The 24269-nt window shown below is 68.0% G+C and carries 24 protein-coding genes; 8 read left to right on the forward strand and 16 right to left on the reverse strand.

Annotated elements, in window-relative coordinates:
- Positions 1-82: 82 nt before the first annotated feature.
- Positions 83-1018 carry an ACP S-malonyltransferase gene (locus NNJEOMEG_RS14280; protein ID WP_173085688.1) on the reverse strand — a complete coding sequence of 312 codons (936 nt, stop codon included), beginning with the start codon at positions 1016-1018 and terminating at the stop codon, positions 83-85.
- Between the two features lie 82 nt (positions 1019-1100).
- On the opposite strand from NNJEOMEG_RS14280, the gene NNJEOMEG_RS14285 reads away from it, so the two are divergent.
- On the forward strand, positions 1101-1799 hold the full coding sequence (locus NNJEOMEG_RS14285) for a 16S rRNA (guanine(527)-N(7))-methyltransferase RsmG (RefSeq protein ID WP_235956973.1): 699 nt from the start codon (positions 1101-1103) through the stop codon (positions 1797-1799).
- Here the strand turns inward: NNJEOMEG_RS14285 and NNJEOMEG_RS14290 are convergent.
- From NNJEOMEG_RS14290 to NNJEOMEG_RS14300, 3 genes are all read right to left on the reverse strand, one after another.
- Complete coding sequence (locus tag NNJEOMEG_RS14290; RefSeq protein WP_173085618.1) at positions 1760-1981, reverse strand: hypothetical protein; 222 nt, start codon at positions 1979-1981, stop codon at positions 1760-1762. The two genes, NNJEOMEG_RS14285 and NNJEOMEG_RS14290, sit on opposite strands and share 40 nt — an antisense overlap.
- A gap of 16 nt (positions 1982-1997) precedes the next feature.
- Complete coding sequence (locus NNJEOMEG_RS14295) at positions 1998-3083, reverse strand: NAD(P)H-dependent flavin oxidoreductase (RefSeq protein WP_173085626.1); 1086 nt, start codon at positions 3081-3083, stop codon at positions 1998-2000.
- A 112-nt stretch (positions 3084-3195) separates the two neighbouring features.
- Positions 3196-3666 carry a 23S rRNA (pseudouridine(1915)-N(3))-methyltransferase RlmH gene (locus NNJEOMEG_RS14300; protein WP_173085628.1) on the reverse strand — a complete coding sequence of 157 codons (471 nt, stop codon included), beginning with the start codon at positions 3664-3666 and terminating at the stop codon, positions 3196-3198.
- Between the two features lie 91 nt (positions 3667-3757).
- Between NNJEOMEG_RS14300 and NNJEOMEG_RS14305 the strand changes: the two genes are divergently transcribed.
- The 5 genes from NNJEOMEG_RS14305 to NNJEOMEG_RS14320 all read left to right on the forward strand — a co-directional run bounded on the left by NNJEOMEG_RS14305 (position 3758) and on the right by NNJEOMEG_RS14320 (position 8895).
- Positions 3758-4330: a DUF4390 domain-containing protein gene (locus tag NNJEOMEG_RS14305; RefSeq protein ID WP_173085630.1), complete on the forward strand. Its 573-nt coding sequence runs from the start codon at positions 3758-3760 to the stop codon at positions 4328-4330.
- A gap of 46 nt (positions 4331-4376) precedes the next feature.
- Positions 4377-5324: a TIGR01777 family oxidoreductase gene (locus NNJEOMEG_RS20735; protein ID WP_235956974.1), complete on the forward strand. Its 948-nt coding sequence runs from the start codon at positions 4377-4379 to the stop codon at positions 5322-5324.
- A complete protein-coding gene (locus NNJEOMEG_RS14310) occupies positions 5321-6670 on the forward strand; it encodes an HD domain-containing phosphohydrolase (protein ID WP_235956975.1) in 1350 nt (449 codons plus the stop codon). Before NNJEOMEG_RS20735 ends, NNJEOMEG_RS14310 begins: the two co-directional genes overlap by 4 nt.
- Positions 6671-6710: 40 nt before the next feature.
- On the forward strand, positions 6711-7982 hold the full coding sequence (locus tag NNJEOMEG_RS14315; protein ID WP_235956976.1) for a type III PLP-dependent enzyme domain-containing protein: 1272 nt from the start codon (positions 6711-6713) through the stop codon (positions 7980-7982).
- 73 nt (positions 7983-8055) lie between these two features.
- Positions 8056-8895, forward strand: coding sequence for a cyclase family protein (locus tag NNJEOMEG_RS14320; RefSeq protein ID WP_173085634.1), 840 nt, complete (start codon positions 8056-8058; stop codon positions 8893-8895).
- A 19-nt stretch (positions 8896-8914) separates the two neighbouring features.
- Here the strand turns inward: NNJEOMEG_RS14320 and NNJEOMEG_RS21010 are convergent, their stop codons facing one another.
- From NNJEOMEG_RS21010 to NNJEOMEG_RS14340, 4 genes are read right to left on the reverse strand one after another with little or no spacing between them, the layout of a single operon-like run.
- Positions 8915-9658: an ABC-type transport auxiliary lipoprotein family protein gene (locus NNJEOMEG_RS21010; RefSeq protein WP_173085636.1), complete on the reverse strand. Its 744-nt coding sequence runs from the start codon at positions 9656-9658 to the stop codon at positions 8915-8917.
- On the reverse strand, positions 9655-10647 hold the full coding sequence (locus tag NNJEOMEG_RS14330) for an MlaD family protein (RefSeq protein ID WP_173085638.1): 993 nt from the start codon (positions 10645-10647) through the stop codon (positions 9655-9657). Before NNJEOMEG_RS14330 ends, NNJEOMEG_RS21010 begins: the two co-directional genes overlap by 4 nt.
- Positions 10644-11399, reverse strand: coding sequence for an ABC transporter ATP-binding protein (locus tag NNJEOMEG_RS14335; RefSeq protein ID WP_173085694.1), 756 nt, complete (start codon positions 11397-11399; stop codon positions 10644-10646). Before NNJEOMEG_RS14335 ends, NNJEOMEG_RS14330 begins: the two co-directional genes overlap by 4 nt.
- The gene (locus tag NNJEOMEG_RS14340; protein ID WP_173085640.1) at positions 11399-12523 is read right to left on the reverse strand and encodes an ABC transporter permease; all 1125 of its coding nucleotides are present in this window, start codon (positions 12521-12523) and stop codon (positions 11399-11401) included. Before NNJEOMEG_RS14340 ends, NNJEOMEG_RS14335 begins: the two co-directional genes overlap by 1 nt.
- Positions 12524-12727: 204 nt before the next feature.
- Between NNJEOMEG_RS14340 and NNJEOMEG_RS14345 the strand changes: the two genes are divergently transcribed.
- Positions 12728-13297 (forward strand): tetratricopeptide repeat protein, encoded by a 570-nt coding sequence (locus tag NNJEOMEG_RS14345; protein ID WP_173085642.1) that lies wholly within the window; start codon positions 12728-12730, stop codon positions 13295-13297.
- A gap of 191 nt (positions 13298-13488) precedes the next feature.
- On the opposite strand, the gene NNJEOMEG_RS14350 is transcribed toward NNJEOMEG_RS14345, so the two are convergent.
- From NNJEOMEG_RS14350 to NNJEOMEG_RS14360, 3 genes are all read right to left on the reverse strand, one after another.
- The gene (locus tag NNJEOMEG_RS14350) at positions 13489-13905 is read right to left on the reverse strand and encodes a secondary thiamine-phosphate synthase enzyme YjbQ (protein WP_173085644.1); all 417 of its coding nucleotides are present in this window, start codon (positions 13903-13905) and stop codon (positions 13489-13491) included.
- Positions 13906-14056: 151 nt separating this feature from the next.
- On the reverse strand, positions 14057-14266 hold the full coding sequence (locus tag NNJEOMEG_RS14355; RefSeq protein WP_173085646.1) for a hypothetical protein: 210 nt from the start codon (positions 14264-14266) through the stop codon (positions 14057-14059).
- 455 nt (positions 14267-14721) lie between these two features.
- Complete coding sequence (locus NNJEOMEG_RS14360; RefSeq protein WP_173085648.1) at positions 14722-16902, reverse strand: glutamine synthetase III family protein; 2181 nt, start codon at positions 16900-16902, stop codon at positions 14722-14724.
- A 548-nt stretch (positions 16903-17450) separates the two neighbouring features.
- On the opposite strand from NNJEOMEG_RS14360, the gene NNJEOMEG_RS14365 reads away from it, so the two are divergent.
- Entirely contained in the window at positions 17451-18065 is a 615-nt protein-coding gene (locus NNJEOMEG_RS14365) for a YkgJ family cysteine cluster protein (RefSeq protein WP_173085650.1), read from the forward strand.
- Positions 18066-18246: 181 nt separating this feature from the next.
- Here NNJEOMEG_RS14365 and NNJEOMEG_RS14370 read toward each other — a convergent pair whose 3' ends face one another.
- The 5 genes from NNJEOMEG_RS14370 to NNJEOMEG_RS14390 all read right to left on the reverse strand — a co-directional run bounded on the left by NNJEOMEG_RS14370 (position 18247) and on the right by NNJEOMEG_RS14390 (position 23913).
- Positions 18247-19371: an acyltransferase family protein gene (locus NNJEOMEG_RS14370; protein WP_173085652.1), complete on the reverse strand. Its 1125-nt coding sequence runs from the start codon at positions 19369-19371 to the stop codon at positions 18247-18249.
- Positions 19372-19379: 8 nt separating this feature from the next.
- A complete protein-coding gene (locus NNJEOMEG_RS14375) occupies positions 19380-20927 on the reverse strand; it encodes a sialidase family protein (RefSeq protein WP_173085654.1) in 1548 nt (515 codons plus the stop codon).
- 48 nt (positions 20928-20975) lie between these two features.
- Positions 20976-22109 (reverse strand): sensor histidine kinase, encoded by a 1134-nt coding sequence (locus NNJEOMEG_RS14380; RefSeq protein WP_173085656.1) that lies wholly within the window; start codon positions 22107-22109, stop codon positions 20976-20978.
- A 56-nt stretch (positions 22110-22165) separates the two neighbouring features.
- Complete coding sequence (locus tag NNJEOMEG_RS14385) at positions 22166-23089, reverse strand: hypothetical protein (protein ID WP_173085658.1); 924 nt, start codon at positions 23087-23089, stop codon at positions 22166-22168.
- Between the two features lie 185 nt (positions 23090-23274).
- On the reverse strand, positions 23275-23913 hold the full coding sequence (locus NNJEOMEG_RS14390) for a C40 family peptidase (RefSeq protein ID WP_235956977.1): 639 nt from the start codon (positions 23911-23913) through the stop codon (positions 23275-23277).
- Positions 23914-24269: the final 356 nt, after the last annotated feature.

Genomic DNA, 24269 nt, shown 5'->3' on the forward strand with positions numbered 1-24269 from the left:
CGTTCGGCCGCGCAGGGCGCGGCCGGAAAAGTCCTGGACGGGTACGGTCCCGTCCGTTGTCCGACGGTACGGTCACCCGGCCCTAAGGCAGGGTGAAGCCTTCCAGGGCCTCGCGGGTGGCCAGGTTCACGGCCTGGGCGTCCTCGCGGCCCTCCAGGCAGGGCTTGACCATCTTGGTGAGCACGCCCTTGGGGCCAAGTTCCACGAAGGTGCGCGCCCCGGCCTCGTAGAGGGCGGTCATGGTGTCGATCCAGCGCACGGAGGAGGTCATCTGGCGGGCCAGGAGCTCCCGGAGCTTTTCGGGATTGGACTCGCCCAGGCCCGTGACGTTGGCGAACACCGGGGCCGATGGGGTGCGCCAGTCGGCCTTGGCGAGCACCTTCTCCAGTTCGGCGGCAGCCTCGGCCATGAGGGGCGAGTGGAAGGCCCCGCTCACGGCCAGGGGCACGGCGCGTCCCTTGGCCTCCTTGCACAGCCCGGCGGCCTGGTCCACGGCCTCGCGGTGGCCGGAGATCACGTACTGGCCGGGGGTGTTGTAGTTGGCCACGATCAGGGTGCGCCCGGTGGCCTGGGCGGCGCGGGCCACGATGTCCTCGACGCCTTCCAGCGACACCTTGAGCACCGCAGCCATGGCCCCGTCCGAGCCGCCGGCCTCGGCCATGAGGCGTCCGCGCAGGCTGGTGAGTTCCAGGACCTGCTCCACGGGGAGCGCGCCCGAGGCGGCCAGGGCGGCGTATTCGCCCAGGCTGTGTCCGGCGAAGCCCGCGGGGGCCAGCTTGCCCCGCACGGCCAGCCAGCAGCCGAGGGTGACGGCAGTCATAGCGGGCTGGAGGTTGCGGGTGTCGGCCATGGCGGCGTCGTCGCCGTCCCAGTAGATTTCGCGAAGCGGCAGGCCGGAGGCCTTTTCGGCCAGCTTCCAGAGGTCCATGGCGTCCTGGACGGCCTCGGCCAGGCCGCGCCCCATGCCCTTTTCCTGGGAGCCCTGGCCGGGGAAGAGCACGGCCTGGGCGGGAGTGATGACGGTCACGTGTGAAGGCTCCTTGCGGGGTGAGATCGGTTCCGCCTGGGTTGGTAGAGCATCCTTTGACGGGCGTCAATTCTTGGGCCATACCCCGCTCATGCGAGACGACCTGCCCGATGCCGCCCGCACGGCGGAACTGGCCCGTTCCCTGGGCCGTGAACTGGACTCCGGACAGGCCGGCGGGCTTGCCGCCTACCTGGGCCTGTTGCAGACATGGAACGCCCGGACCAACCTCGTGGGGCCGCGCCGCTGGCCGGAGATGCTCACGGAGCTGGCGGCCGACAGCTGGTGGCTGGCGGACCTGCTGGCGGACCTCCAGGCCTCGGGCGCGCTGCCCGCCGACCCCGTGAGCCTGGATTTCGGGGCTGGCGCGGGCATCCCGGGGATACCGCTGCGCCTGTTCTGGGGCGCGGGGCGCTACGTGCTGGTAGAGCCCCGGGCCAAGCGGGCGGGTTTTTTGCGCCAGTGCACGGCCATGCTGCGCCTGAAGGAGACCGAGGTGTTCGAGGGCCGCGCCGAGGCCCTGCGCCGCGAGGCGGACCTTTGCCTCTCGCGGGCCTTCATGCCCTGGCGGGATTTCCTGGAGCTTGCCGCGGGATACGGACGCAAGGGGGCGGAGGGCGGCGCGCGCGCGCCCTTGGCGGTGGTGTTCGCCAACGATCCCGAACCAGGGGGCGATTCCCCGGCCGGGTACGGTCCGGCCCTGGTCCGGGAGTATCACCGGACCGGCGGGACGGGCTATTTCTGGGTGTTCTCCCCGAGCATGGCCTCCAGCTGATCCCGGAAGATGAGCTTGGTGGCCAGGGCGTCGGCCTGGTCGGCCAGGTCCATGAGCTTTTCGAGGAAATCGAGGATTTCGCCGCGTTTCTCTTCGTCGGCGTTGTCGAAATCGAACTGCAGATCGCCGGAGGCGAAGTAGTCCTCCAGCCTGGCGAGGTACTGGGCGTCGAGCAGGGCCATGGCGTCGGGATCGGGGCTAGGCCCCGGCGGCCACGGCCGCGTCGTACTCGGCCTCCAGGGATTCCATGAGGCGCTTCACGGAGACGATCTCCTGCACGCGCCAGGCGTTCTGCCCGGCAAAGGCGAAGCCGTGGTCCAAAAGCCCCTTCTTGGCGTTCATGAGCGCCAGCATGATGCAGTAGGGCGCGGTGGTGCCGTCGCAGTTGTGGGTGCAGTTGAAGGGGCAGACCTTGGGGATCTTCTCGCCGCGCTGCACGGCGCGGATGAAGTTGTTGATGATGGCGCGCCCGGGCAGGCCCACGGGGCTCTTGATGATGGCGATGTCTTCCTCGCGCGCGTCGATGTAGGTCTGCTTGAAGGCCATGTCGGCGTCGCATTCGTCGGTGGCCACGAAGCGGGTGCCCATCTGGACGCCCGCCGCGCCCATGCGCAGATACTTGAGGATGTCCGCCCCGGTGTACACGCCGCCGGCGGCGATTACCGGGATGGGCTTGCCGTCGGGACCGCGATAGGCCCCAACGGCCTCGATCACCTGGGGGACCACGGTCTCCAGGGAGTGGCCGGAGTCGAGGATGTCTTCGGGTTTGAAACCCAGGTGTCCTCCCGCCATGGGCCCTTCCACCACGAAGGCGTCCGGGGTGCGCCCGAAGCGCGAAAGCCACTTGCGGCACAGGATCGCCGCGGCCCGGGCCGAGGAGACGATGGGGATGAGCTTGGTGCGGCAGCCCTCGGGCAGGAGCGAGGGCATGTCCAGGGGCAGGCCCGCTCCGGAGATCACGGCCTCAACGCCCTCGCGCATCGCCGTGGAGACGAGTTCCGCGTAGTTGGTGAGGGCCACCATGATGTTCACGCCCAGGGGGCCGTCGGATTTGGCGCGCGCGGCGCGGATTTCGTCGCGCAGGGCATCGTTGTTGGTGCGCACGAAGTCCGTGGCGTAGCCTGGACGGCCCATGCCGATGCCCGCCGCCGCGATGACGCCGATGCCCCCGGCAGCGGCCACGGCGGATGCCAGGCCGGACAGTGAGATGCCCACGCCCATTCCGCCCTGGATGATGGGGGTTTTGACCTTGAGGTCGCCGATTGAAAGGGAAGGAAAGGCCATTTGGTCTCCACTTGAGGCGTATACGGCATGCAGTCCCCGGCCGCGTCGAAGCGCCGTGGGGCGCTAGAAATCATGTTCCGCGCAAAAAGTCGAGCGCGGAGAATGCGCCGGGTCAACCGTGGTGGTAGGGATGCCCGGCGAGGATGCTCATGGCCCGGTACAACTGCTCCAGAAGAACCACCCGGGCCAGTTCGTGCGGCAGCGTGCAAGGCCCCAGGCTCAGGCGGTGGTCGAAGCGGGCGCGCGCCTCGACGCCGAAACCGTAGGGGCCGCCCACCACGAAGCAGGGCATCCGGCCCGGATCGTCCAGCCAGCGGCCCAGCTGGCGCGCCAGACCCTCGGAACCGGGGGCTTCGCCCTCGATCTCCAGACCCACCACGCGTTCCCTTGGCCCCAAGGCCGCCAGGAGGGCCTGTCCTTCCTTGCGCAACCGGGCGGGCACGTCGCGGGATTCGCGGGCGTCTCGCACCACGGCAGTCTCCACGCGCACGAAGCGCGCCAGGGCTTCCTGGTAGTGTCGGCAGGCCTCCTGGGCCCAGCGGGCCTTGAGGTCGCCCACGAAGACGAGTCGCACTCGATGCATGGACGGGGTAGGATAGCCTCGGGATTGGCAGTTGTCAAAGCCCCCGGCATTGAGGTAGGCCCCGAATGGGCGAAAAGACCAAGGAATCTTCATGCACCGCGCCGCCGCCTTTCTGCTCCTCGTGCTCGTGGCCGCCCTGGCGGTCTCGCCGGGAGAGGTGCGCGCGCAGCGTCTGGGCCTGGCCAACATGGTCCTGGACAACCAGGGCGGCCGGGCCAAGCTGCGCTTCGGCGTGGACGTGCGCGACCCCAAGCTCGTGGAGGCCGTGGACCAGGCCCTGCGCCAGGGGCAGGTGCTGGCCCTGGAGTGCAAGGCACGGCTTTCGCTCAAGCGGGACTATCTCTGGAACCGCGAAGTGGCCCAGGCCACGCTGCTCTCCCCCCTGATCCTGCACGACGGCGGCCCCTACGAGGTGGTGCTGCACAGGGGCGGCGAGGAGCGCGTGCGCGGCCGCGACCTGGGCCTTTTGATGCGCGAGGCCTGGAACAAGCTTTCCATCGACCTGGGCGCGTGGAGCGTGCTGGAGCGCGGCAAGGCCTACGCCGTGACCCTGGAGATCCGCATGGTGCGCCAGGACGTCGGCGACTGGCTCCAGGGCGCGCTTTTCTTCTGGGGGTTCGATCCCGTGGGACCGGTCACCTACCAGCTCGATTTCTCCTATTGACCGCGCTTCTGCTTCCTCCTATTTTCCCCACCATGCGGAGACACCTGTGAACGGCAACGGCCGCCACGTCGTCGTGGCCGGCGGCGGCGGCTTCATCGGCCGGGCGCTGTGCCGCGCCCTGCTGGCGAGGGGATGGCGCGTGACGGCCCTCACGCGCGGCAAGCCCCGCGCCCCCGGCGCGGACCCCGACGGCGCGCGCCCCGCCTTCGCCGCCTGGGACGGCCGCACCGCCGACGGCTGGGGGCATCTGGCCGACGGCGCCTACGCCCTGGTCAACCTGGCCGGGGAGTCCATCGCGGACGGCCGCTGGACCAGCCGGCGCAAGCAGGCCATCGTGGAGAGCCGAGTGTTCGCGGGCCAGGCCATGGTCCGCGCGGCCACCCAGGCCGCCGTGCGTCCGGCGGTGCTGCTCCAGGCCTCGGCCGTGGGCTTCTACGGAGACACGGGCGACGACCCCGTGGACGAATCTTCCCCCCCGGGCCGGGGCTTCCTGGCCGACGTGTGCCTGCAGTGGGAGGCCTCCTCCCGGCCCGTGGAATCTTTGGGCGTGCGCCGCGTGGTGGCGCGCACGGGACTCGTGCTGGGTCGCGGCGGCGGGGTGTTCGAGAAGATGCTTCCGCCCTTCCGCTATTACATGGGCGGCCCCCTGGGGCACGGCCGCCAGGCCTTTCCATGGATACACCTGCGCGACCAGGTCGAGGCCATGGTCTTTCTTCTGGAGCGCGAGGACCTCTCGGGGCCGTTCAATCTCTGCGCCCCCGAGAGCGCCGCCAACCGCGACTTCTGCCAGGCCCTGGGCCGCGCCCTGGGCAGGCCCTGCGGACTGGCCGCCCCGGCCGCCGCGCTGCGCCTGGCCTTTGGCGAGATGGCCGAGGAACTGCTTCTTGGCGGCTGCCGGGCCTTCCCGAAAAGGCTCATGGAGAGCGGCTATGTTTTCCGCCACCCCCGGCTGGCCGAGGCCTTGGCGAACCTCTTGGCCAGGGAGGCAAGGTGAGCGCACGCAAAATCCTCGTGGTCGAGGACGAGGCCATCGTGGCCCTGGACATCAAGAGCCGCCTCAAGCGCATGGGCTACGAAGTGGCCGGTTCCTGCGCCACCGGCGAGGAAGCCGTGGCCCTGGTGGGCAGGCTCAAGCCCGACCTGGTGCTGATGGACATCATGCTCGAAGGGGCCATGGACGGCATCGAGGCCGCCGGGGAGATCAACGAAGGCTTCGGCCTGCCCGTGGTCTACCTCACGGCCTACGCCGACAAGCAGACCCTGGACCGGGCCAAGATCACCAACCCCTTCGGCTACATCATCAAGCCCTTCGAGGACCGCGAACTCCAGACCACCATCGAGATGGCCCTCTACAAGTTCGACGCCGAGAGGACCATGCGCCTCTCCGAGCGCTGGCTGGCCACCACCCTGCGCAACCTGGGCGAGGCCGTGGTCACGGCCGGGTCCGACGGGCTCATCCGCTTCCTCAATCCCGTGGCCGAGCGCTCCCTGGGCCTGGTCCAGGACGCGGCCCGCGAACTGTCCCTCCAGGACGCCTTCTGGAAACGCACGCGGCCCATGGACGACGCCGGGCCGGACAAGCACCTGCTCCGGGCCGCTGACGGCGGCGAGATTCCGGTGGAGATCCACCTCTCGCCCATCATCGACGACTGGGGCAAGGACATGGGGTCGGTGCTGGTCTTCCGCGACATCTCCGAGCAGGTGCGCAACGAGCGCGAGCTGCGCGACTCCCTTGACCGCCTGCGCGTCACCCTGGAGGCCACCGTGGGCGCGCTGGCCGTCACCGCCGAAAAGCGCGACCCCTACACCGCCGGGCACCAGCAGCGCGTGGCCGCCCTGGCCTGCGCCATGGCCCATTCCCTGGGCCTGGACGAGGAACGCAGCGAAGGCCTGCGCGTGGCGGGGCTTCTGCACGACATCGGCAAGATTTACATCCCGGCCGAGATTCTGGCCAAGCCTTCGCGCCTCAACTCCATTGAGATGGGCCTCATCAAGACCCACTCCGAGGTCGGCTTCGACATCCTCAAGGACGTGCCCTTCCCCTGGCCCGTGGCCCGCATGGTGCTTGAACACCACGAACGTATCGACGGCACCGGCTACCCCGGCGGACTCTCCGACGGCCAGATCCTGGAGGAATCCAAGATACTCTCCGTGGCCGACGTGGTGGAGGCCATGAGCTCCCACCGGCCCTACCGCGCCGCCCTGGGCCTGGAGCGCGCCCTTGCCGAGATCCGCAAGAACCGGGGCGTGCTCTACGACCCCGCCTGCGTGGACGCCTGCGTGGACCTGCTGGAATCGGGACGTTTCAGCTTCGAGACCGACCAGAGACTCCCCGTCTGAGCCGCCCGTCCCCTGTCCGCCCCGCCTTTCCGGAGGACCCGTGACCCCTTCCCCCGAGCACCGCGCCGCATGGCCCTTTCGCGCCCTTGCCCTGGCCCTCTCACGGGGCCAGCTCGATGAGGACGACACCGCCGTCATCGTCTACGACCTGGAAGGCCTGGACGCCCGCCTGGCCGAACTGAACCGCCTCTTTCCCGCCGGGACCCTGCACGCCGCCGCCGTGAAGGCCGCGCCCCTGCGGGCGCTGCTGGCCCGCCTGTGCCGCGCCGGTGCGGGGCTCGAAGCCGCCTCCGGGCCGGAGCTGCATCTTTCCCTGCGCGCCGGGTGCCCCCCGGAGCGCGTGGTCTTCGACTCCCCGGCCAAGACCCTCCCCGAGTTGCGGCAGGCCCTGGCCCTGGGCGTGCACCTCAACGCCGACAACTTCCAGGAGCTTGAACGCATGGACGCCCTTGACGCCGGGAGCTCCCCCGCCGCGAGCCTGGGGCTGCGCGTGAATCCGCAGGTGGGCGAGGGGAGCATCGCGGCCACCAGCGTGGCCGGGCAGTATTCGAAGTTCGGGGAGCCCCTGGAAAAACGCGGGGAGATCGTGCGGGCCTTCCAGAAACGGCCCTGGCTGCGGGGGCTGCACATGCACGTGGGCTCCCAGGGCTGCGGCATAGGGCTCTTCACGGCCGGGGCGCGGGCGCTCCTGGATCTTGGCCGGGAGATCGACCGGGCCTGCGGCGAGCGGCGCGTCCTGCGCCTGGACATCGGCGGCGGCCTGCCCGTGAGCTACGGCCCTTCGAGCCCCGCGCCCTCCATGGAGGACTATGCCACGGCCCTGCGCCGGGAGTGCCCTGAACTGTGGGATGGCCCCATGCGCGCGTTCACGGAGTTCGGGCGCTGGATGTTCGCGGGCCAGGGCTTCGCGGCGGCGCGGGTGGAGTATGTGAAGGAGCAGGCCGGACAGCGCACGGCGGTGGTCCACCTGGGGGCGGACATGTTCCTGCGGCCCTGCTACCTGCCCGACACCTGGCGGCACGAGCTGGCGGTGGCCGCTCCGGACGGAACGCCCAAGCAGGGGTCGCGCTCGCCCTGGAACGTGGCCGGGCCGCTGTGCTTCGCGGGGGATTTCCTCGCGCGCGGGAGGGAACTGCCGGATATGGCCCCGGGCGACTGGCTCGTCGTGCGCGACGCCGGGGCCTACACGCTCTCCATGTGGTCGCGCTACAACAGCCGCCAGGCTCCCAAGGCGCTGGGCGTGGAGGCGGACGGCGTGGAAGTGCTCAAGGCGCGCGAGTCCGTGGAGGACGTGCTGCGCTTCTGGGGATGAGCAAACGCCCGGACGGCGGGCCGGACGGAACGGCCGCGGGACGGGGTGAACGCACGGGACGCGCGGGGGAGCCATGCGACGCGGGAAGATCGTCTGGGCGGGGTTGATGCTGGCGGCGGGGCTGGTCCTGGCCTCCGCGCCCGTCAGCCCGGCAGCGGAGGTGGAATCGCTCCAGGACGCCTGGAGGGTGATCAGCGCAAAGCGCTTCGTGGACCTCACCCACGCCTTCGGGCCGGGCATTCCGCACTGGAAGGGCTTCCCCGACGAGCGGCGGGAGGTTCTCTACGGGTACGATCCGGGCGTCGGGTCCCTGGGCAGCGGCTTCTTCGCGCAGCGCTATTCCCTGCCCGGCCAGTGGGGCACCCACGTGGACCCGCCCGCGCACTTCGTGCAGGGCCTGCGCACCGTGGACCAGATCGACGTGAAGGAGATGATCCTCCCCCTGGTGGTGCTCGACGTGCACGAGGCCGTGGCCGCCGACCCGGACTACGTGGTCACCCTGGACGACGTGCGGGCCTGGGAGAGCCGCAACGGCGAGATCCCGCGGGGGGCGTTCGTGGCGCTGCGCACGGACTGGTCCAGGCGCTGGCCGGACGCGGCGGCCATGCAGAACAAGGACGAGGCGGGCGTGTCCCATACTCCCGGCTGGAGCCTGGAGGTGCTGGAATTCCTCTACGAAGTCCGGGAGATCACCGCCTCGGGCCACGAGACCACGGACACCGACCCGGGCCTCGCCACCTCGCGCGACGACTATTCCCTGGAGGCCTACGTGCTAGGGAGGGACCGCTACCAGATCGAACTGCTGGCCAACCTGGATCAGGTCCCGGAGTCCGGCGCGCTGGTGGTGGCGACGTTCCCCAAGCCCAGGGACGGCTCAGGGTTCCCGGCGCGGGTGTTCGCCATCCTGCCCTGAGGGGGGGCTTCCTGCCGGTCTACTTCGCGCCCTTCAGGTCAACCTCCAGTTCGCCCAGCACCTGGGCCAGGGCCTGGTTGTAGCCCTCTGCCAGGCCTGAGGCGTCCTTGAAGTTGGCGGGGATGGGCACTTCCTTGCGATAGCTTTTCGAGAAGGCCACCTGGTAGCGCTCGTTCTGGTTCTTCAGCAGGAAGAACTGGATCTCCAGCACGGCCTTGGGCGCGGCGCGGTCGCGGAAGTCGCCGTAGAGGGCGTTGACCATGCCTTCCAGCAGGTGGGTGTCCTGCACCTGGCTGGTGGAGTCCACCACGTTGCCGAAGAGCCCCGCGCGGCCCATCCACTGCTCGGTCTGCTGGGTCAGGTTCAGGGCGGGCTGCACGAAGAAGGCGTGGTAGTAATCGGCCTCGAAGCTCACCTCGTCCAGCCTGTAGACCATCTCCTTGCCCTGGTAGGCCGGGCTCACCTGGAGCGGGCGCACTTTGAGCACGCTCTTGTCCCGGGCCGGGGCGGCGGCCTCGGCCCGCACGGCCGTGATGTTGAAGAGCCTGCGCTCCGGGGCGGGGCGGTTGAGCGGCGTGGCGCACCCGGCGGCCAGGCAGGCCAGGGCCAGGCAGAGCGCGGCCAGGGCGGGCAGTCCCGGCAGCCGCCGGGCGCCTGGCGTCCGTGGGCTGTGGGCGCTCGCGAGCCGGAGGCGGGCTGCCGGACCTTCCGGGCGGCGGGCGCGGGTCGGGGCGCGGTGGAGCGGGGCGGCTGACCGGTTCATTTGGTCTTCTCCGGGTTGGTTTTGGACGGGGGCGCGCCGAAGAACAGCCGGGAGGGGTTGCGCTTGGCGTCGCCGGTGAGGTCGTTGAGGTTCTCGAAGGCCTGGCGTCCCTGCTGGAGCAGCCCTTGCACCTCGTCGCGCTGGCTGGCCAGGATGGTGCTGGCCTCGCGCAGGAGCTTGCGCAGATCGGCGATGGCCTGGGGCAGGTTGTCCGTGGAGACCTTGATGTTGGCCAGGGCCTCGCGCAGGTGGGAGAGGGCCTCCTTGGACTCGCGGCTGCCCATGAGGTGCTGGAGGTGGTCGTTGGTCTTGCGCAGGTCGGTGATGAGGCTGTCCACGTTGGCGGAGAGTTCGCCCACGTGGGCCTCCTTCACGGCGTCGCGCAGGCCCACCAGCAGACCGTTGAGGTTGCCCACGGCAGTGTCCACACCGGCCTCCTCGATCTTGCGGATGAGCTTGGAGAAGTTCTCGAAGGTCTCCTCCAGGCGGGCCATGGTGGAGGGGGAGGAGGGCACGTAGTAGTAATCCGGGGTCCAGTCGATGGGCAGGGGGGTGTTGGTCCGGGGGTTTACGTAGTCCATCTCCAGGTAGCCCGTCCCCGTGACGCCCTGGGGCGCGATGCGCACGCGCAGGCCGTTTTCCACCTCGCGGCGGATGGCCTCGCGCAGGTCCTCGCGGGTTTTGATGGCCAGGGCGGATTCGCGGTCCAGGCTCATTTCCACGAGCACGTAGCGGAAGGGGATGTCCTTGATGTCGTGGTATTTGTTGAAGACGAAGCGGATGCGTTCCACCGAGCCGATCTTCACGCCCTTGAACTTGAGGGGGGAGCCCACGTCGAGCCCCTGCACGGACTCGTCGAAGTAGCTCTCCAGCATGATCTTGTCCTTGCGCAGGGAGCCCAGCCCGAAGAACACCAGGGCCAACACCGTGAGCGCGGAGGCGCTCAGGATGAAAAGGCCCAGCTTGAAGTAGTTGGCGCGCGCGCTCATGGTCTTGCCTGAGCCTCCCGGTTGAAGAACTGGCGCACCTTGGGGTTCGCGGCGCGGTCGCGCAGCTCGGCGGGATTGCCCATGGCGATGACGCCCTTGGAAGCCCCGTCGAGCATCACGGCACGGCTCGCGATGGCGAAGATGCTGGCCAGCTCGTGGCTGACGATGATGAAGGTGATGCCCATGTTGGCCGAGAGGGTCAAGATGAGCTCGTCCAGCCCCGCCGAGGTGACGGGGTCCAGGCCGGCCTGGGGCTCGTCCAGGAAGAGGATGCCCGGGTCCAGGGCCATGGCGCGGGCGATGGCCGCACGCTTCTGCATGCCGCCCGAGAGCTCCGAGGGCAGCTTGGCCTCGGAGCCGGCCAGGCCCACCTGCTTGAGCTTCATGCGCGCCACGGCCTCGCGGGCATCGCGCGGCAGTCGCGTGAATTCCTCCAGGGGCAGGCAGACGTTCTCCAGCAGCGAGAGCGAGCCGAAGAGCGCCCCGGACTGGTACATCACCCCGAAGGATCGCAATATCTCGCGGCGCTCCCGCCCCTGGGCCCTGGCGATGTCGCGCCCGTGGATCAGGATGCTGCCGGACATGGGCGGGTAGAGCCCGATCAGGTGCTTGAGCAGCGTGGACTTGCCGCACCCCGAACCGCCAAGGATCACGAACACTTCGCCCTGTTCCACGCTGAAGGTCAGGTCCTTGAGCACCACGGTGTCGCCGTAGCCCAGGGTGAGGTTCTCGACTTCCAGGCAGACGGCCATCACCAGCCCATCACGTAGAAGACCACGGCGAACACTCCGTCCGCCACGGCGATGAGGATGATGCCCGAGACCACCGCGCTGGTGGTGGCCGCGCCCACGGAGCTGGCCCCGCCGCGCGTGCGCAGGCCCCGCTGGCAGCCGATGGCGCACACCAGCAGGCTGAACACGAGGGCCTTGAACATGCCCCCGGCGAAGTCCCCCAGGGTCACGTAGGCCTGCACCTGGTTGACGAAGCTCACCAGCGGATAGCCCAGCGAGAGCATCACCAGCGCGCCGCCCACCAGCCCCGCCAGGTTGAAGAAGATGGTGAGCAGGGGCGTCATTGCCATGGCCGCCAGCACCCGCGTGACCACCAGGAAGCGCACGGGGTCCAGCCCCATGGTCACCAGTGCGTTGATCTCCTCGTTGACGGTCATGGTGCCGATCTCGGCGGCGAAGGCCGAGCCGGAGCGCCCCGCAAGGATGATGGCCGTGACCAGCGGACCCAGTTCGCGCAGAAGCGACAGGCCCAGCAGGTTGGCCACGAAGATCTCGGCCCCGAACTGCTTGAGCGGCATGGCCGACTGGAAGCTCATAATGAGCCCCATGAGGAACCCGATGAGCACGATGATGGGGAAGGCGTCGGCCCCGGCGGTCTCGGCCACGCGCAGGGCGTCGCGCCAGCGCACGCGCCGGGGGTTGGCGGCAGCGCCTGCCAGGGCCGTGGCGAATTCGCCCACGAAGGCCACCAGGGCGAAGATGTCCTCGAAGAGGATCATGGCCTTGCGCCCAACCTCCTCGGGCAGCCCCGGGCGGGATCGGGCAGCCTGGGGGGCGTCCAGGTCGGCGGGGGAGAACTCGTCGTACAGGGTCTGGAAACGCGCGTTCAGCCCCGAGAGCCGGAACGAGGCGCCCGCGGCCTCGGCCTTGCGGCGCATCTCCAGGAGCAGCGCCAGGCCCGAGCCGTCGCAGTAGTCCACGCCCGAGGCGTCCACCTCCAGGCGGGGACCGGGACGGGAGGCCAGGCGCTGGGCGTCGCTCCAGAGTTCCGCGACGCCCGTGGCGTCCAGGCGGCCGGACAGGTTCACGCGCTGCCCCCCCTGGGCGGGCGTTGCGGCGAGTCTGGCGGTGGGGGGGCTTGGCATGGCGAGTCCTTCTTGCGGGGCCGAGCCCTGCCTACGCCAAGGGCGTGGGCCGGTCAATGCGCGGGCCGCTGCCGACGATCATGAAATATTGTTCATCCGGCGTCGCGGATACGGGGAGGGAGCGATCCGGTCCTTGCGGGCGTGCGTGGAAAGGGGCATATCATTCAGTGTAACCCCTTCACCCCAAACCCATCGGAGGACACCATGCCCAGATTCCTGCTCGCGGCCAGCCTCGCCGTTCTGCTGGCTGTCTCCGTGCAACCGGCCCAGGCCGCCAAGAAGGCCGCGCAGTTGACCGAGGCCCAGATGATCAGCGCCACTTACGCCCAGGGCGTGGACCTGATGAACGCCCGCAAATGGAACGCGGCCATCGAGGCCTTCACCAAGGTGATCGACAACGCCAAGACGCCCAAGGACATCCTGGCCAACGCCTACGCCGATCGCGGCGCGTGCAAGGCCAACAAGAAACAGACCGACGAGGCCGTGCTGGACTTCAACAAGGCCCTGGAGTTGAATCCGGATCTGCAGAACGCCCTTTACGAGCGCGGACGGGCCCTGGCCATGCAGGGCAAGCATGCTGAAGCCTACAAGGATTTCAGCAAGGCCATCGAGAAGTCGCAGCCCAGCATCATCACCGCGGGCTACTACTACAACCGGGGCATCTGCGCCATGAACATGTCCCCGCCCAACCCCGAGCAGGCCAAGCAGGACTTCGCCATGGCCAAGAAGCTCAACCCCAAGTTGAAGATTCCCGAGAAGTACAAGAGCCTCTAAACGACCGAGTGGCGGCCGGGCGCGTTGCCGCGCGTTCCGGCCGCCGGGCCGGGGCTTGGCCCCGGGGCGCGCCGGACGGCGGCGGCGCGGAGGCCGAGACGGACGAATGGGCCGTCCCGGCGCAGCGCCGACGTTGCTGCCCTCGATCCCGGGAGGGCTCCGCGAGACCGCGCGAGGGAACGCCAGCGCCGCTATTCCCCGATGATCTTCACCAGTACGCGCTTCCTGCGTCCGCCGTCGAACTCGCCGTAGAAGATTTGCTCCCAGGGGCCGAAGTCCAACTCGCCGGCGGTGACGGCCACCACGGTCTCGCGGCCCATGATCTGGCGTTTCATGTGGGCGTCGGCGTTGTCCTCGCCCACGTTGTGGCGGTACTGCGCCACGGGGGCGTGGGGGGCCAGTTTCTCCAGCCAGACCTCGTAATCGTGGTGCAGGCCGGACTCGTCGTCGTTGACGAACACCGAACTGGTGATGTGCATGGCGTTCACCAGCACGAGCCCTTCGCGCACGCCGGACTCGCGCAGACACTGGCGCACCTGGGGGGTGATGTTCACGAACGCCCGGCGGCCGGGGACCTCGAACCAGAGTTCCTTGCGGTAGCTTTTCATGGAGGCTTTGTAGCCGGGCGTGGCCGGGGCTTCAATCCCCGCTGCGCGTGGACTTCGACGGTGCCGTTCAATCCCCGCGTGGCGGGGGATCAGGAGTCCGGCATGGTGAAAAGGCTAGGCATCGTCCATTCAATTCCCGCTGGGCGCGGGATCAGGTCTTGTACTTGACGAGCTTGCCCGTCTCGCCGTCGATGTCTGGCGTGACGTGCACGGTGTTCTGGAGCACGTCCGGGGCCACGGCCTGGTCCTTGACCATCTCGCCCACGTAGGTGCGGATGAGTTCGCTGGGCATGGACTTGTCGTAGCGCAGAAACTCGGCGATGTCCTGCAACAGCTCCAGCTGACCTTCTGCCACTTTCATACGACACCCCTTTGCGCCTGACGCCCGTGCGGCCGTTGATTCCTCGGGCGTAATAAACCTATTCGCAAACCTTATCGGCTGCTCCGGGGCCGGACTTTAGAGGGGCGGGGTATTTTGTTGGCGCTTCGGACGTCCGTCGCGCCTGGAGCCGCGTGGAGAGCTGTTCCGGCCTGGAGAAAAGCCCGTGCGGGGACTCGGGGACTGACCGCGATCGGCTGCCGGGTAACGCCGCGGCAGAAGGAAAAGGCCGCCCCCTTGCGGGAGCGGCCTTGAGGCTGCTGATAAAGTCGGCTTTGCGGCTTTTTCAGCAGCCCTGCGCGAAGCGCAGCCTGGAGCAGGGCGGCTTTGCCGCCCGTAAGCGTATCTCACAAACCCCGCCTCGGGGTTTGTCATCAAGCAGAAGGCCGCCCCCTTGCGGGAGCGGCCTCGTTTCGTCCTTGGTTCTTCGGCCGCGCTTAGCGGATGAAGAGCATTTCCTGGTAGGAGGGCAGGGGCCAGAGGTCGTCGGCAACCACGGACTCCAGGGAGTCGGCGTAGCCGCGCACGGCCAGCATGGCGGGCAGCACCTTCTCGCACATGAACTTGGCGTGGGAGAGGGTGTCGCCGCCCTCGTGGGCCAGGAGCTTCTCCAGCTTGTCGGCCTCGACCTGCAGGGAGCGCAGCTTGGCGGTCACGTCTTCCAGGGTGGCCATCTTGAAGTCGTGTCCGATGGCCTTGAGGCTGGCGCAGGTTTCGGCCAGCTGGCCCTGGTAGCGCATGGCGGCGGGGAAGATCACCGTGCGGGCCATGCGGATCACCAAGTTGGCCTCGGTGGTCACGGTCTTCACGTACTGCTCCAGGTAGATCTCCTGGCGGCTCTTGAGTTCGGCCTCGGAGAAGATGCCGTACTTGGTGAAGAGGTCCACCACTTCCTTGGTGGTGAGCACGGGCAGGGCCTCGGGGGTGGTCTTCATGTTGGGCAGGCCGCGCTTGGCCGCTTCCTTGTGCCATTCCTCGGAGTAGCCGTCGCCGTTGAAGATGACGGCGTCGTGCTCCTGCATGATCTTCTGGAGCAGCTTCTGCACGCCTTCGTTGAACTGGCCCTTGTTCACCTTGCCCAGCTTTTCAAGCTCGGTGGCGATGTAGTCCAGCGACTCGGCCATCATGGCGTTCAGGGCCACTTGGGCACCGGCGATGGAGTGGGAGGAGCCCACGGCGCGGAACTCGAAGCGGTTGCCGGTGAAGGCGAAGGGGCTGGTGCGGTTGCGGTCGCCCGGATCCATGGGCAGCGGGGGCAGGGTGTCCACGCCGATGTTCATGACGCCCTTGGTCTTGGAGCCCTTCACCTCGCCCTTCTTGATCTGCTCGAACACGTCGGCCAGCTGCTCGCCCAGGTAGGCGCTCATGATGGCCGGGGGGGCCTCGTTGGCGCCCAGGCGGTGGTCGTTGGAGGCGCTGGCCACGGTGGCGCGCAGCAGGGCGCCGTACTTGTGCAGGGCGCGGATGGCGGCGGCGCAGAACACCAGGAACTGGGCGTTGGCGTGGGGGGTGTCGCCCGGATCGAAGAGGCTGCCCAGCTCGGCGTTGCCGATGGAGTAGTTGAGGTGCTTGCCGGAGCCGTTGATGCCCGCGAAGGGCTTCTCGTGCAGCAGGCACATCATGCCGTAGCGCTTGGCCACGGAGCGCAGGGTGGTCATGACCATCTGGTTGTGGTCGCAGGCCAGGTTGCCCTGCTCGTAGATGGGGGCGATCTCGAACTGGCTGGGGGCCACTTCGTTGTGGCGGGTCTTCACGGGGATGCCCAGCTTGAAGAGTTCACGCTCCACTTCCATCATGAAGGAGAGCACGCGGCGGGGCACCACGCCGAAGTACTGGTCCTCGAATTCCTGGCCCTTGGCCGAGGGCGCGCCGAAGAGCGAGCGACCGGCGATGAGCAGGTCGGGCCGGGAGAAGACGAAGTTGCGGTCGATGAGGAAGTATTCCTGCTCGGGGCCGGCGAAGCTGGTCACGGGCAGCTTGGTGTTCACGCCGAAGAGCTTGAGCACGCGCTTGGCCTGCTTGTTGAGCGACTGGAGGGAGCGCAGCAGGGGGGTCTTCTTGTCCAGGGCCTCGCCGGTCCAGGAGAGGAAGGCGGTGGGGATGCACAGGAAGGTGCCGTTGGGGTTTTCCAGGATGTAGGCGGGGCTGGTGACGTCCCAGGCGGTGTAGCCGCGGGCTTCGAAGGTGGCGCGCAGGCCTCCGGAGGGGAAGCTGGAGGCGTCGGGCTCGCCCTGGATGAGCATCTTGCCGGAGAATTCGGCCAGGGCGCCGCCTTCGCCGTCGGGCACCAGGAAGGCGTCGTGCTTTTCGGCGGTCAGGCCGGTGAGGGGGTAGAAGACGTGGGTGAAGTGGGTGGCGCCTTTTTCGATGGCCCAGTCCTTCATGGCGTTGGCCACGATGTCGGCAACGGAGGCGTCGAGCTTTTCGCCGTAGGCGATGGTCTTCTTGAGCGACTTGTAGACGGCCTTGGGCAGACGCTCCTTCATCACCTTGTCGTTGAAGACGTTGGCTCCGAAGATGTCGGTGGGCTTGGTGTCGTGGAAGTTGAGGTGGTCGTGAGCCGGTTTGTAGTTGATGATGGCCGAGATGGCGTTCAAGCGGGCCTGGATTCCACTCATAGGGCGCTCTCCGTCATGGGGTTTGGGATGCCATGTCCTACAAAATTGTAGCAGTTGCCAGCCAGCCGGACGTTCCGCCGGGAGCCGCGCGCGTTTTGGCGTCGCTTCACCCCCTTGGGAGGCCTTCCCGGGCCGGTTGCCGGGCGGCTCATGCAGTGAACGGGGTGGAGGGCGTGGGGATGTCCGCGTCATGGACCCGATCCGGGTGGTGCGGAAGCCTCGGGGCCCATCGTGCGGGACTTGCCCGCTTTCCCCGTTTGCATTTTCAATAATGTAAATAAGCCTCGAAAAAAAGTAAAGACGGGAAATCCATAAATCGACAAATTTTTGGTTCGGCGCGGAAAAATGAGCCATTGAGAGGCCTTCTGTCCGACCCGGGAGGCCCAACAAGTGCCTCTCGGAGCATTTTGAAGGGCGATACGGCCGTGGAGCGGGACCATTCGGCTCGCAATCGCGAAAGAGCCTCGGGAACCGGCCGGGGGCGCTGTCGGGTGTTTTGGTACGGAAAATGCTAAAAAGGTTCAAACCGTCCCTTCCCGGAGGACACCATGGCGACGCCCTACAGCCCGCGATCCGACATTCCGCCCTGGCTGCCGCACCTGCTCAAGGCCCAGGCCCTCATGGACGCGGGCGTGCGCCTGGCCGCGCGCGAGGAATCCGCGCTGAGGGGGGAGCTTCCGGCCTGCCGCATGGGGTGCGCGGGTTGCTGCGCCTCCACGATGCCCCGGGCCACCCCCGTGGAGATGGCCGGGGCGCTGCGCAGCCTGGCGCGCCAAAGGCCGGACGCCCTGCGTCTGGTCTCCGACGCCATGGAGGACGGCCGGTCGGGAGGGGCCTGCCCCTTCCTCGTCGAGGAAGGTTGTCTGGTCTATCCCATGCGTTTTTTGTCCTGCCGCCAGTTGCTGGTGTTCGGGCGCTCCTGCCTGCACGGGGAGAACCCCCTGCGCACGCGACCCTCGGACGTGCTGGTGCCCCTGCGTCGTCATGCCGGGCGGGCGTACGCCCTGCTCCTGCCCTTCCTGGGGGAGGGAAGCGAGTTCGCTGACCCGCAGGAACTGGAGGCCGCCCTGGTCCGGCATCTGCGTCCCGTCTCCTCCTACGGCGTGCGTGACTGCCTGTTGCGCGACGCCTACGGCGAGCGCCAAACCGTGCGGGCCGCCTGAACCCCGACAGCCGCGCGCAGGATTTCCAAAAAGCGGAAGACCCCGGCGAACCGGGGTCTTTTGTTTTGCGGCATCCATCAGGGACGGGGGGGGGGGGGGCGGTCAGCCGGAGAGCACTGGGTGGCGCACCCCCTGAAAGGGCAGGCCGGGGGGGAGGCAGGATGCGCCCCCCCACGCCTTGCTAGCCGATCTTGTCGTTGATCACGGCCACCACGCGGTCCATGACCACCGAGACCCACCACGTGAGCAGCCCGCAAACGCCCGTGAGGAAGATGAAGGCCGGGAAGGGCTCCATGGCCGGGATCACCCAGGTTCCGAAATAGGCCAGGATGGGCTGGTGCATCAGGTAGATGCTATAGGAAGCCGCCGCGACCTTGGCGATGGGGGGCCACACGCCCAGGCGGTCCATGGTGTCGGAGAAGAAGAACAGGAGACCCACGCAGAGCACGCAGGACAGCCAGTAGAGGTGCGTGGCCAGGAGCACGAACTTGGGCACGCCGAAGGCCAGGCCACAGATCGTCAGGGCGATCAGGGCGATCCAGGCCGCGCGGCGCTTGCCCTTGAAGGCTTGGCCCGCAGTGAGCCCCAGGGAGAGCACCGGGTTTGCCGCCGGGTCGCGCCAGAGGCAGGCCAGGTACATGCCCATGGCGAACTCGCCCAGGCGGTAGGGCAGGTTGAAGTAGAAGAGGTAGTTGCACATGGCGAAGAACGAGCCGGGCATGGCCTGGGCCAGGGCCTCCAGGGCGGCCCAGAAGACGAAGCAGCCGCCCACCAGCCACAGGGCCGCCTTGTGGGGGCCCACCTTGCGGAAGAGACCGAAAAGCAGGGGATAGGCCAGGTAGAACTGCGCCAGGAGACCCATCCACCAATAGGCGGGCACGATGTCGAAAAACACCGAGGGATTGAGCGTGTGCACGAAGATCACGTGCTGGAAGAAGCTGCTGGCCAGGTTGGCCCCGGCCTTGCCCGCGACGACGGCCACCAGGGTCCAGAAGATCAGGCCCAGGTAGTAGTTGGGGCAGATGCGCAGCAGGCGGTGGCGCAGGAACTGGAGGTAGGAGGGCACGGGCCTGCCGGTGGGACCGGCGAAGGGCAGGGTGAGCACGAAGCCCGTGACGATGTTGAAGAGGATCACGCCCATCCAGCCCTGGCTCAGGATGGCTCCCAGCGCCGGTCCGAAGGGGTTCTCCACGCCCGCGCGCGGCACGTCGGACCAAAGATGGTAGAGGAAGATGCCCGTGACGGCCACGACGCGCATCACTTCGATCTGGCCGAGGGTTTTGCGTTTGGGGGCTGGGGCGCTCATGAAACCTCTCAGGAGTTTGGGGTGGTGAAGTCCGAATCCTCGAACCAGACGCCCCGCACCCGGCTGGAACGTCCGGGCTGGTAGCCGGGCTCGTCGCCGCCGCCGTGGTGGAAGACGCAATAGTAGCGGCCGTCCGGGAGGACGGTCCAGCCGGAGTAGCCGTAGTCTCCAGGGTTGGCCAGGCGATCGTTGGCCAGTTCCAGCACGCGGGCGTCCACCCAGGCGTCGGGGTGGCCCCGCGTCGGCGTCCAGGACCAGCGGTAGGCCCGCTCGAAGCGGGGTTCGTCGATGCTGAGCGACAGGGCCTTCCAGAGGTGGCGGCCGCCGTTGTCCTCGCGCACCGAGGCGTTGCCCGCCAGGATGGCCCGGGTGTCCGCCGCGCGGGCGTCGGCCGGGTAGGTTCCGCACGCGACGCCGTTGACCACTGCCTCCACGCGCCCGGGTTCGTAGCGCAGCTCAAGGCGGACGGTGGTTCGGGCGTCGCAGGGGATGGCAGGGGCGTCGTCCGGGGGCAGCACGGCCCCGGGGGCAAGACGCCACCAGCCGCCGAAGTGCAGGGCGCAGGCCTTTCCCTGGGCCTCGGCCACCAGGACCTCGGCGGTGAGCGTGGCGCGTGCGCGCTCGGGGTCGGTCATGGGGCGCAGGGCGTAGCGTACGCAGGCCTCGCGACCGGGAGCGTTCTCGATGAGGAGCCCTTCGGGCGTCAGGCGGGGATTTTCCGGGTCCGGGTGCAGGCCGTGCACGGCGAAGTCCTGGTCGAGTTCGTCGAGGGTTCCAGTCCAGGCGGCGGTGCCGCCGTCGGGCCCCACGGCGCGGTAGGTGACCAGCAGGCGGCCCGAAGGCGCAAGCCCCAGGGTGGGTCTGTGGCCAAGGAGCGGCGTGGGCCGGGGCAGGCTCCAGGTGACGCCCTCGTCCTCCGAGAGGCAGAGGTACATGGGTTCGTAGACGTGGGAGTTCTCGCGCAGCACGGCCAGCAGGCGGCCGTCGGGCAGGCGGGTCATGGAGGCCTCGCAGAGCACGAGGCTTCTGTCGTTGGCCAGCACGGAGCGCATGCGCCAGAGCGCCCCCTCGTCGGAGGAGACGTAGACCGTCTGCTCGGCCGGGGCCTGGCGGATCTTGGAAAGGGGGGACTCGCCCCGGTGCACGTGGCAGGTGGTGAGCCACAGGTCCGGGCGCAGGGCGAGCACGCGGTCCGGGATGGAGAGGGGCGGCCCGGCGCAGGGCTGGCGGGCGAAGGAGTGGCCTTCGTCCAGGCTCCAGTACTGGCTGGCCGAGGTGTCGTCGATGACCAGCAGACGTCCGTCTTCCAGGCGCGTGATGCGCGGGCAGTGCCCCTGCCCGGCGCGCAGCAAACGCGGACCGGACCAGGCGCCTCCCAGATCGTCCGAGGTGGAGACCAGGAGCGCCGCGCGGGTGGCCACGTGCCGGTCGGCCTGCCGGTAAACGCAGACAAGCCGCCCCTGGGGCGTGGCGACCACGTCTGGGAAACAGAGATAATGGCCGGGTCGGGCGTCCACCACGGCGTGTCGTCCGGCTTGGAAGGTCAGGCTGGGCATCGGGACTCCTTGATGTGAATGTGCCCGTAACGCCTGGAAATGTCAAAACTAGAAGGGCGCTTCACCTTGAAGGGCGGCGTCTTCGCCGCCCTGGACGGGGAAACTCACCTCGAAGGCCGCCCCGCCGGGACCGGTGTGCACGCGCAATGTGCCGCGGAGTTGGCGCACGAGGCTGGTGACAAGCTGCAGGCCCAGGGAGGGCGGGTTGTCCAGGTCGAGCCAGGAGGGCAGGCCGTTGCCGTCGTCGGAGACGGCGATGAGGGCGTGCCCATCGACCAGGGCCGCGCGCAGGCGGATGACGCCGGTCGAACGCCCGTTGAAGGCGTGCTTGAGGCTGTTGGTGACCAGTTCGTTGATGATCAGCCCACAGGGCACCGCGGAGTCCACCGCGAGGTGGAACGACTGGCAGTCGAGGTCCGGGGTCACCATGAGGTTGCGGGAACAGTAGGCCTGGACGAGGAAAAGTGTCAGCTCGCTCATGTAGGCGGCAAGGTCGATGCGCGAAAGGTCCTGGGAGCGGTAGAGCTTTTCGTGCACCAGGGCCATGGCGCGCACGCGGGCCTGGCTGTCCTGGAAGGGGGCGGCCAGGCGGTCGTCGCTGTAGCGCAGGGCCTGGAGCGAGAGCAGGCTGCACACGATCTGAAGGTTGTTCTTGACCCGGTGATGCACTTCCTTGAGGAGCACGGTCTTCTCGGCCAGGGCCGCGCGCAGGGCCTCCTCGGCGGCGGCGCGTTCGGCGACTTCCTGGGTAAGGCTGCGGGTGCGCTCCTCCACCATGATTTCGAGGCGTTCGCGATGCTCGCGGTTCTCCTTGATGAGCCGCGAGCGTTCGGCCACGGTATTCACGGAGTGCAGGAGGATGGCCATGTCCTCCACGGGCTTGGTGATGAAATCCGCCGCGCCGAGGCGCAGGGCGGAGATCACGTCCTGGATGTTGCCCGTGCCCGAGACCACTACCACCGGCAGTTCCGGGGCCAGATCGCGCAGGCGCTCCAGGGTGGCCAGGCCGCCCATGCCGGGCATGTTCAGGTCAAGCAGGACGGCGTCAAAGGCGTTCAGGTCGGGAAGCTGGAGGCACTGTTCGCCGTCCGGGGCGAGGGAGACGTCGTGTCCGAGGTCATCCAGATAGGCCTGGATGGTCATTCGGATGGCGGCGTCGTCGTCGACACAGAGGATGCGCATGACGAAACCCTTGTCCAGGCGAACACCCCGGTCTCAGAGCGGCCAGGGCGGGCGTATCACGGTTTGCCTACGGCCAGGGCGGACTGGCTGGAGTCCCCGATGATGAGGTATTTGCCTGGGTAGGCAGTGGGCTTGCGTTCCTTTTTGAAAAGCCAGGAGTCGGGGCGGGATTTGGCCCATTGCTCGTAGTGGCTGTCCAGGATGGCGTGGGTGTCCAGGAAGCGGTTCAGGCCTGCGGAAATGCGCACGCAGCCTTTGGAGTCGGTGCGGCCAAGGCGGGGCTCGCCCCGTTCAGGGTCGGTGGAGTGCATGAGCAGCCGCAGCTGGCTCATGGTGTTGCCGTCCTTGTATTTCTTCAGGCCGCGCTGGTAGCCGAAGTCCCAGACGCGGCTGTCCTTGGCGCCGAGGCCGCGCCAGCCCTCCTGGTTGGGGGTGCCCTGGGCGCGGTAGGAGAAGTTGTCCAGGAGGTTCTCGAAGACGCCGATGGGGGTCTCGAAGTAGTCGCCGCCCTTTTCAATGTTGCCCGAGGAGATGAGGTCAGCGCCGAGGATGTCGATGCGTTCGGAGCGCGCGTCGTAGAGGCCCACCACGATGAACTGGGCTTTGGGGTTGCGGTCGGCGTAGGCGAAGAACTGCGTGCCGTCGAAGCGCAGGCCGGAGCGGGCCATCTGGGCGGCCACGTCGCGGCGAACGAAATCGAAGTAGCGCTCGCCCAGGCTCAGGAGCCGCTGGCGGCGCTCTTCCAGGATGTCCTGGAGCTTCGGTGATTTGGACCAGAGCTTCTTGTAGCGGTCGATGCGCTCGAGCGTGGGCTTGCGGACCTCGTCCTGGAAGGTGGCACGCAGGGCGGAAAGTTCCTCGTCGGGCTCGGGGGGCCGCTGGTTCTGGCCCTGGTCGGAGAGGGAGGCCAGCCGCTGGCCCGCGGGGTCCTGCTGTCCCAGGGCCGCGTGCCAGCCCAGCGCCAGCACGAGCGGCAACACGAGGCCTGCGGAGAAGGCTGTGAGGGCGCGCGAACGCGGCGATCGTTTACGGGATGATCTCGAAGACGCCATGTCGAATATCCGGATCAGGAATCAATTTCGCGTAAGGTAACTCAAGCTGATGCAAAAGAAAAGGGGCGGGAGCGCGCGCTCCAGCCCCGAAAGGTCATTGGGAGGGGCGTCGTCTAGAAGACTCGCCGCGCGCCGGTGTATTTTCGTTCCCAGGTGGGTTCGTCGAGGCTGGAGATCTTGACGGTGTCGCCGGAGCTGGAGCTGTGGATGAATTTGTTGTCTTCGAGGTAGATGCCGACGTGCGTGATGCGTTTTTTATTGCCGAAGAAGACGAGGTCGCCTTTTTTCAGCTGGCTTTTGGGAATCACCTTGCCTTCCTGGAACTGCTCGCGGGAGCTGCGGGGCAGGTTTACGCCCAGCTTGCCGTAGACCCAGGTGGTGAAGCCGGAGCAGTCGAACCCGGTGCCGGGCTCCACGCCGCCCGGGCGGTAGAGGGTGCCGATCTGGCTGAAGGCCAGGGCCACCAGCTGCTGCTGGTTCTTGGGACCCTTGAAGCTCAGCTCGAAGGGGTTGCTCGCGCCGGAGATCGCGCCGGGCACGGGCAGGGTGCAGAACTGTCCGTTGGAGAAATGCAGGAAGGGGGATGTGGGCTCGAAGGCCTCGGCGATGGAGGCCGTGGACTTTTCGGTGTCCGCGAGATTCTGGCGCGACGAATACTGTTTGGATCCACAGGCGGTGGTGGCAAGCAGGATGGCGAACACAAACAGGTTGCGGACGGTCATCCAGGGGGCAAGGGGTGTGGTGCCTAGCATCTCTTCCTCGTCTCCGTGTGTTTTGGCCGTAACGGCGGTCGATGAAACGCTCAATAATCCTCCGCATTCATGCGGTAAGTGGCATACGGAAAGGCTCTTCGGGTCCTAGTGAGGTCGGCCTGGAGGCGGTCATGTCCGGCGGCGCGGGCCGCGCAGGTGGACATGCGAAGCGGGGACGGCGTGGTGGATCGAGTCCTGCCGGGAGCCTCGCTTGTGCCGAACCTTTGATGGGATTTCTAGGCGGCCGGGGGAAAATTGTCCAGCATTTTTCAGCAAATTGACGATGAAATTCATAATTGCCGCGAATCAAAAACCTTTTTGGGCTTGCGCGGGCGCGGCTTTCTGGTAGAGTCCCA

This window comes from Fundidesulfovibrio magnetotacticus, assembly GCF_013019105.1.
Classification (GTDB): domain Bacteria; phylum Desulfobacterota; class Desulfovibrionia; order Desulfovibrionales; family Desulfovibrionaceae; genus Fundidesulfovibrio; species Fundidesulfovibrio magnetotacticus.

What these genes read in the sequence shown, in the direction of transcription:
- NNJEOMEG_RS14335 (WP_173085694.1), bottom strand. Translation starts at nt 11,399, where the DNA reads ATGGCCGTCTGCCTGGAAGTCGAGAACCTCACCCTGGGCTACGGCGAC.
- NNJEOMEG_RS14295 (WP_173085626.1), bottom strand. Translation starts at nt 3,083, where the DNA reads ATGGCCTTTCCTTCCCTTTCAATCGGCGACCTCAAGGTCAAAACCCCC.
- NNJEOMEG_RS14305 (WP_173085630.1), top strand. Translation starts at nt 3,758, where the DNA reads ATGCACCGCGCCGCCGCCTTTCTGCTCCTCGTGCTCGTGGCCGCCCTG.
- NNJEOMEG_RS14345 (WP_173085642.1), top strand. Translation starts at nt 12,728, where the DNA reads ATGCCCAGATTCCTGCTCGCGGCCAGCCTCGCCGTTCTGCTGGCTGTC.
- NNJEOMEG_RS14320 (WP_173085634.1), top strand. Translation starts at nt 8,056, where the DNA reads ATGCGACGCGGGAAGATCGTCTGGGCGGGGTTGATGCTGGCGGCGGGG.
- NNJEOMEG_RS21010 (WP_173085636.1), bottom strand. Translation starts at nt 9,658, where the DNA reads ATGAACCGGTCAGCCGCCCCGCTCCACCGCGCCCCGACCCGCGCCCGC.
- NNJEOMEG_RS14380 (WP_173085656.1), bottom strand. Translation starts at nt 22,109, where the DNA reads ATGCGCATCCTCTGTGTCGACGACGACGCCGCCATCCGAATGACCATC.
- NNJEOMEG_RS14330 (WP_173085638.1), bottom strand. Translation starts at nt 10,647, where the DNA reads ATGAGCGCGCGCGCCAACTACTTCAAGCTGGGCCTTTTCATCCTGAGC.
- NNJEOMEG_RS14290 (WP_173085618.1), bottom strand. Translation starts at nt 1,981, where the DNA reads ATGGCCCTGCTCGACGCCCAGTACCTCGCCAGGCTGGAGGACTACTTC.
- NNJEOMEG_RS14350 (WP_173085644.1), bottom strand. Translation starts at nt 13,905, where the DNA reads ATGAAAAGCTACCGCAAGGAACTCTGGTTCGAGGTCCCCGGCCGCCGG.
- NNJEOMEG_RS14300 (WP_173085628.1), bottom strand. Translation starts at nt 3,666, where the DNA reads ATGCATCGAGTGCGACTCGTCTTCGTGGGCGACCTCAAGGCCCGCTGG.
- NNJEOMEG_RS14360 (WP_173085648.1), bottom strand. Translation starts at nt 16,902, where the DNA reads ATGAGTGGAATCCAGGCCCGCTTGAACGCCATCTCGGCCATCATCAAC.
- NNJEOMEG_RS14365 (WP_173085650.1), top strand. Translation starts at nt 17,451, where the DNA reads ATGGCGACGCCCTACAGCCCGCGATCCGACATTCCGCCCTGGCTGCCG.
- NNJEOMEG_RS14370 (WP_173085652.1), bottom strand. Translation starts at nt 19,371, where the DNA reads ATGAGCGCCCCAGCCCCCAAACGCAAAACCCTCGGCCAGATCGAAGTG.
- NNJEOMEG_RS14390 (WP_235956977.1), bottom strand. Translation starts at nt 23,913, where the DNA reads ATGCTAGGCACCACACCCCTTGCCCCCTGGATGACCGTCCGCAACCTG.
- NNJEOMEG_RS14375 (WP_173085654.1), bottom strand. Translation starts at nt 20,927, where the DNA reads ATGCCCAGCCTGACCTTCCAAGCCGGACGACACGCCGTGGTGGACGCC.
- NNJEOMEG_RS14355 (WP_173085646.1), bottom strand. Translation starts at nt 14,266, where the DNA reads ATGAAAGTGGCAGAAGGTCAGCTGGAGCTGTTGCAGGACATCGCCGAG.
- NNJEOMEG_RS14340 (WP_173085640.1), bottom strand. Translation starts at nt 12,523, where the DNA reads ATGCCAAGCCCCCCCACCGCCAGACTCGCCGCAACGCCCGCCCAGGGG.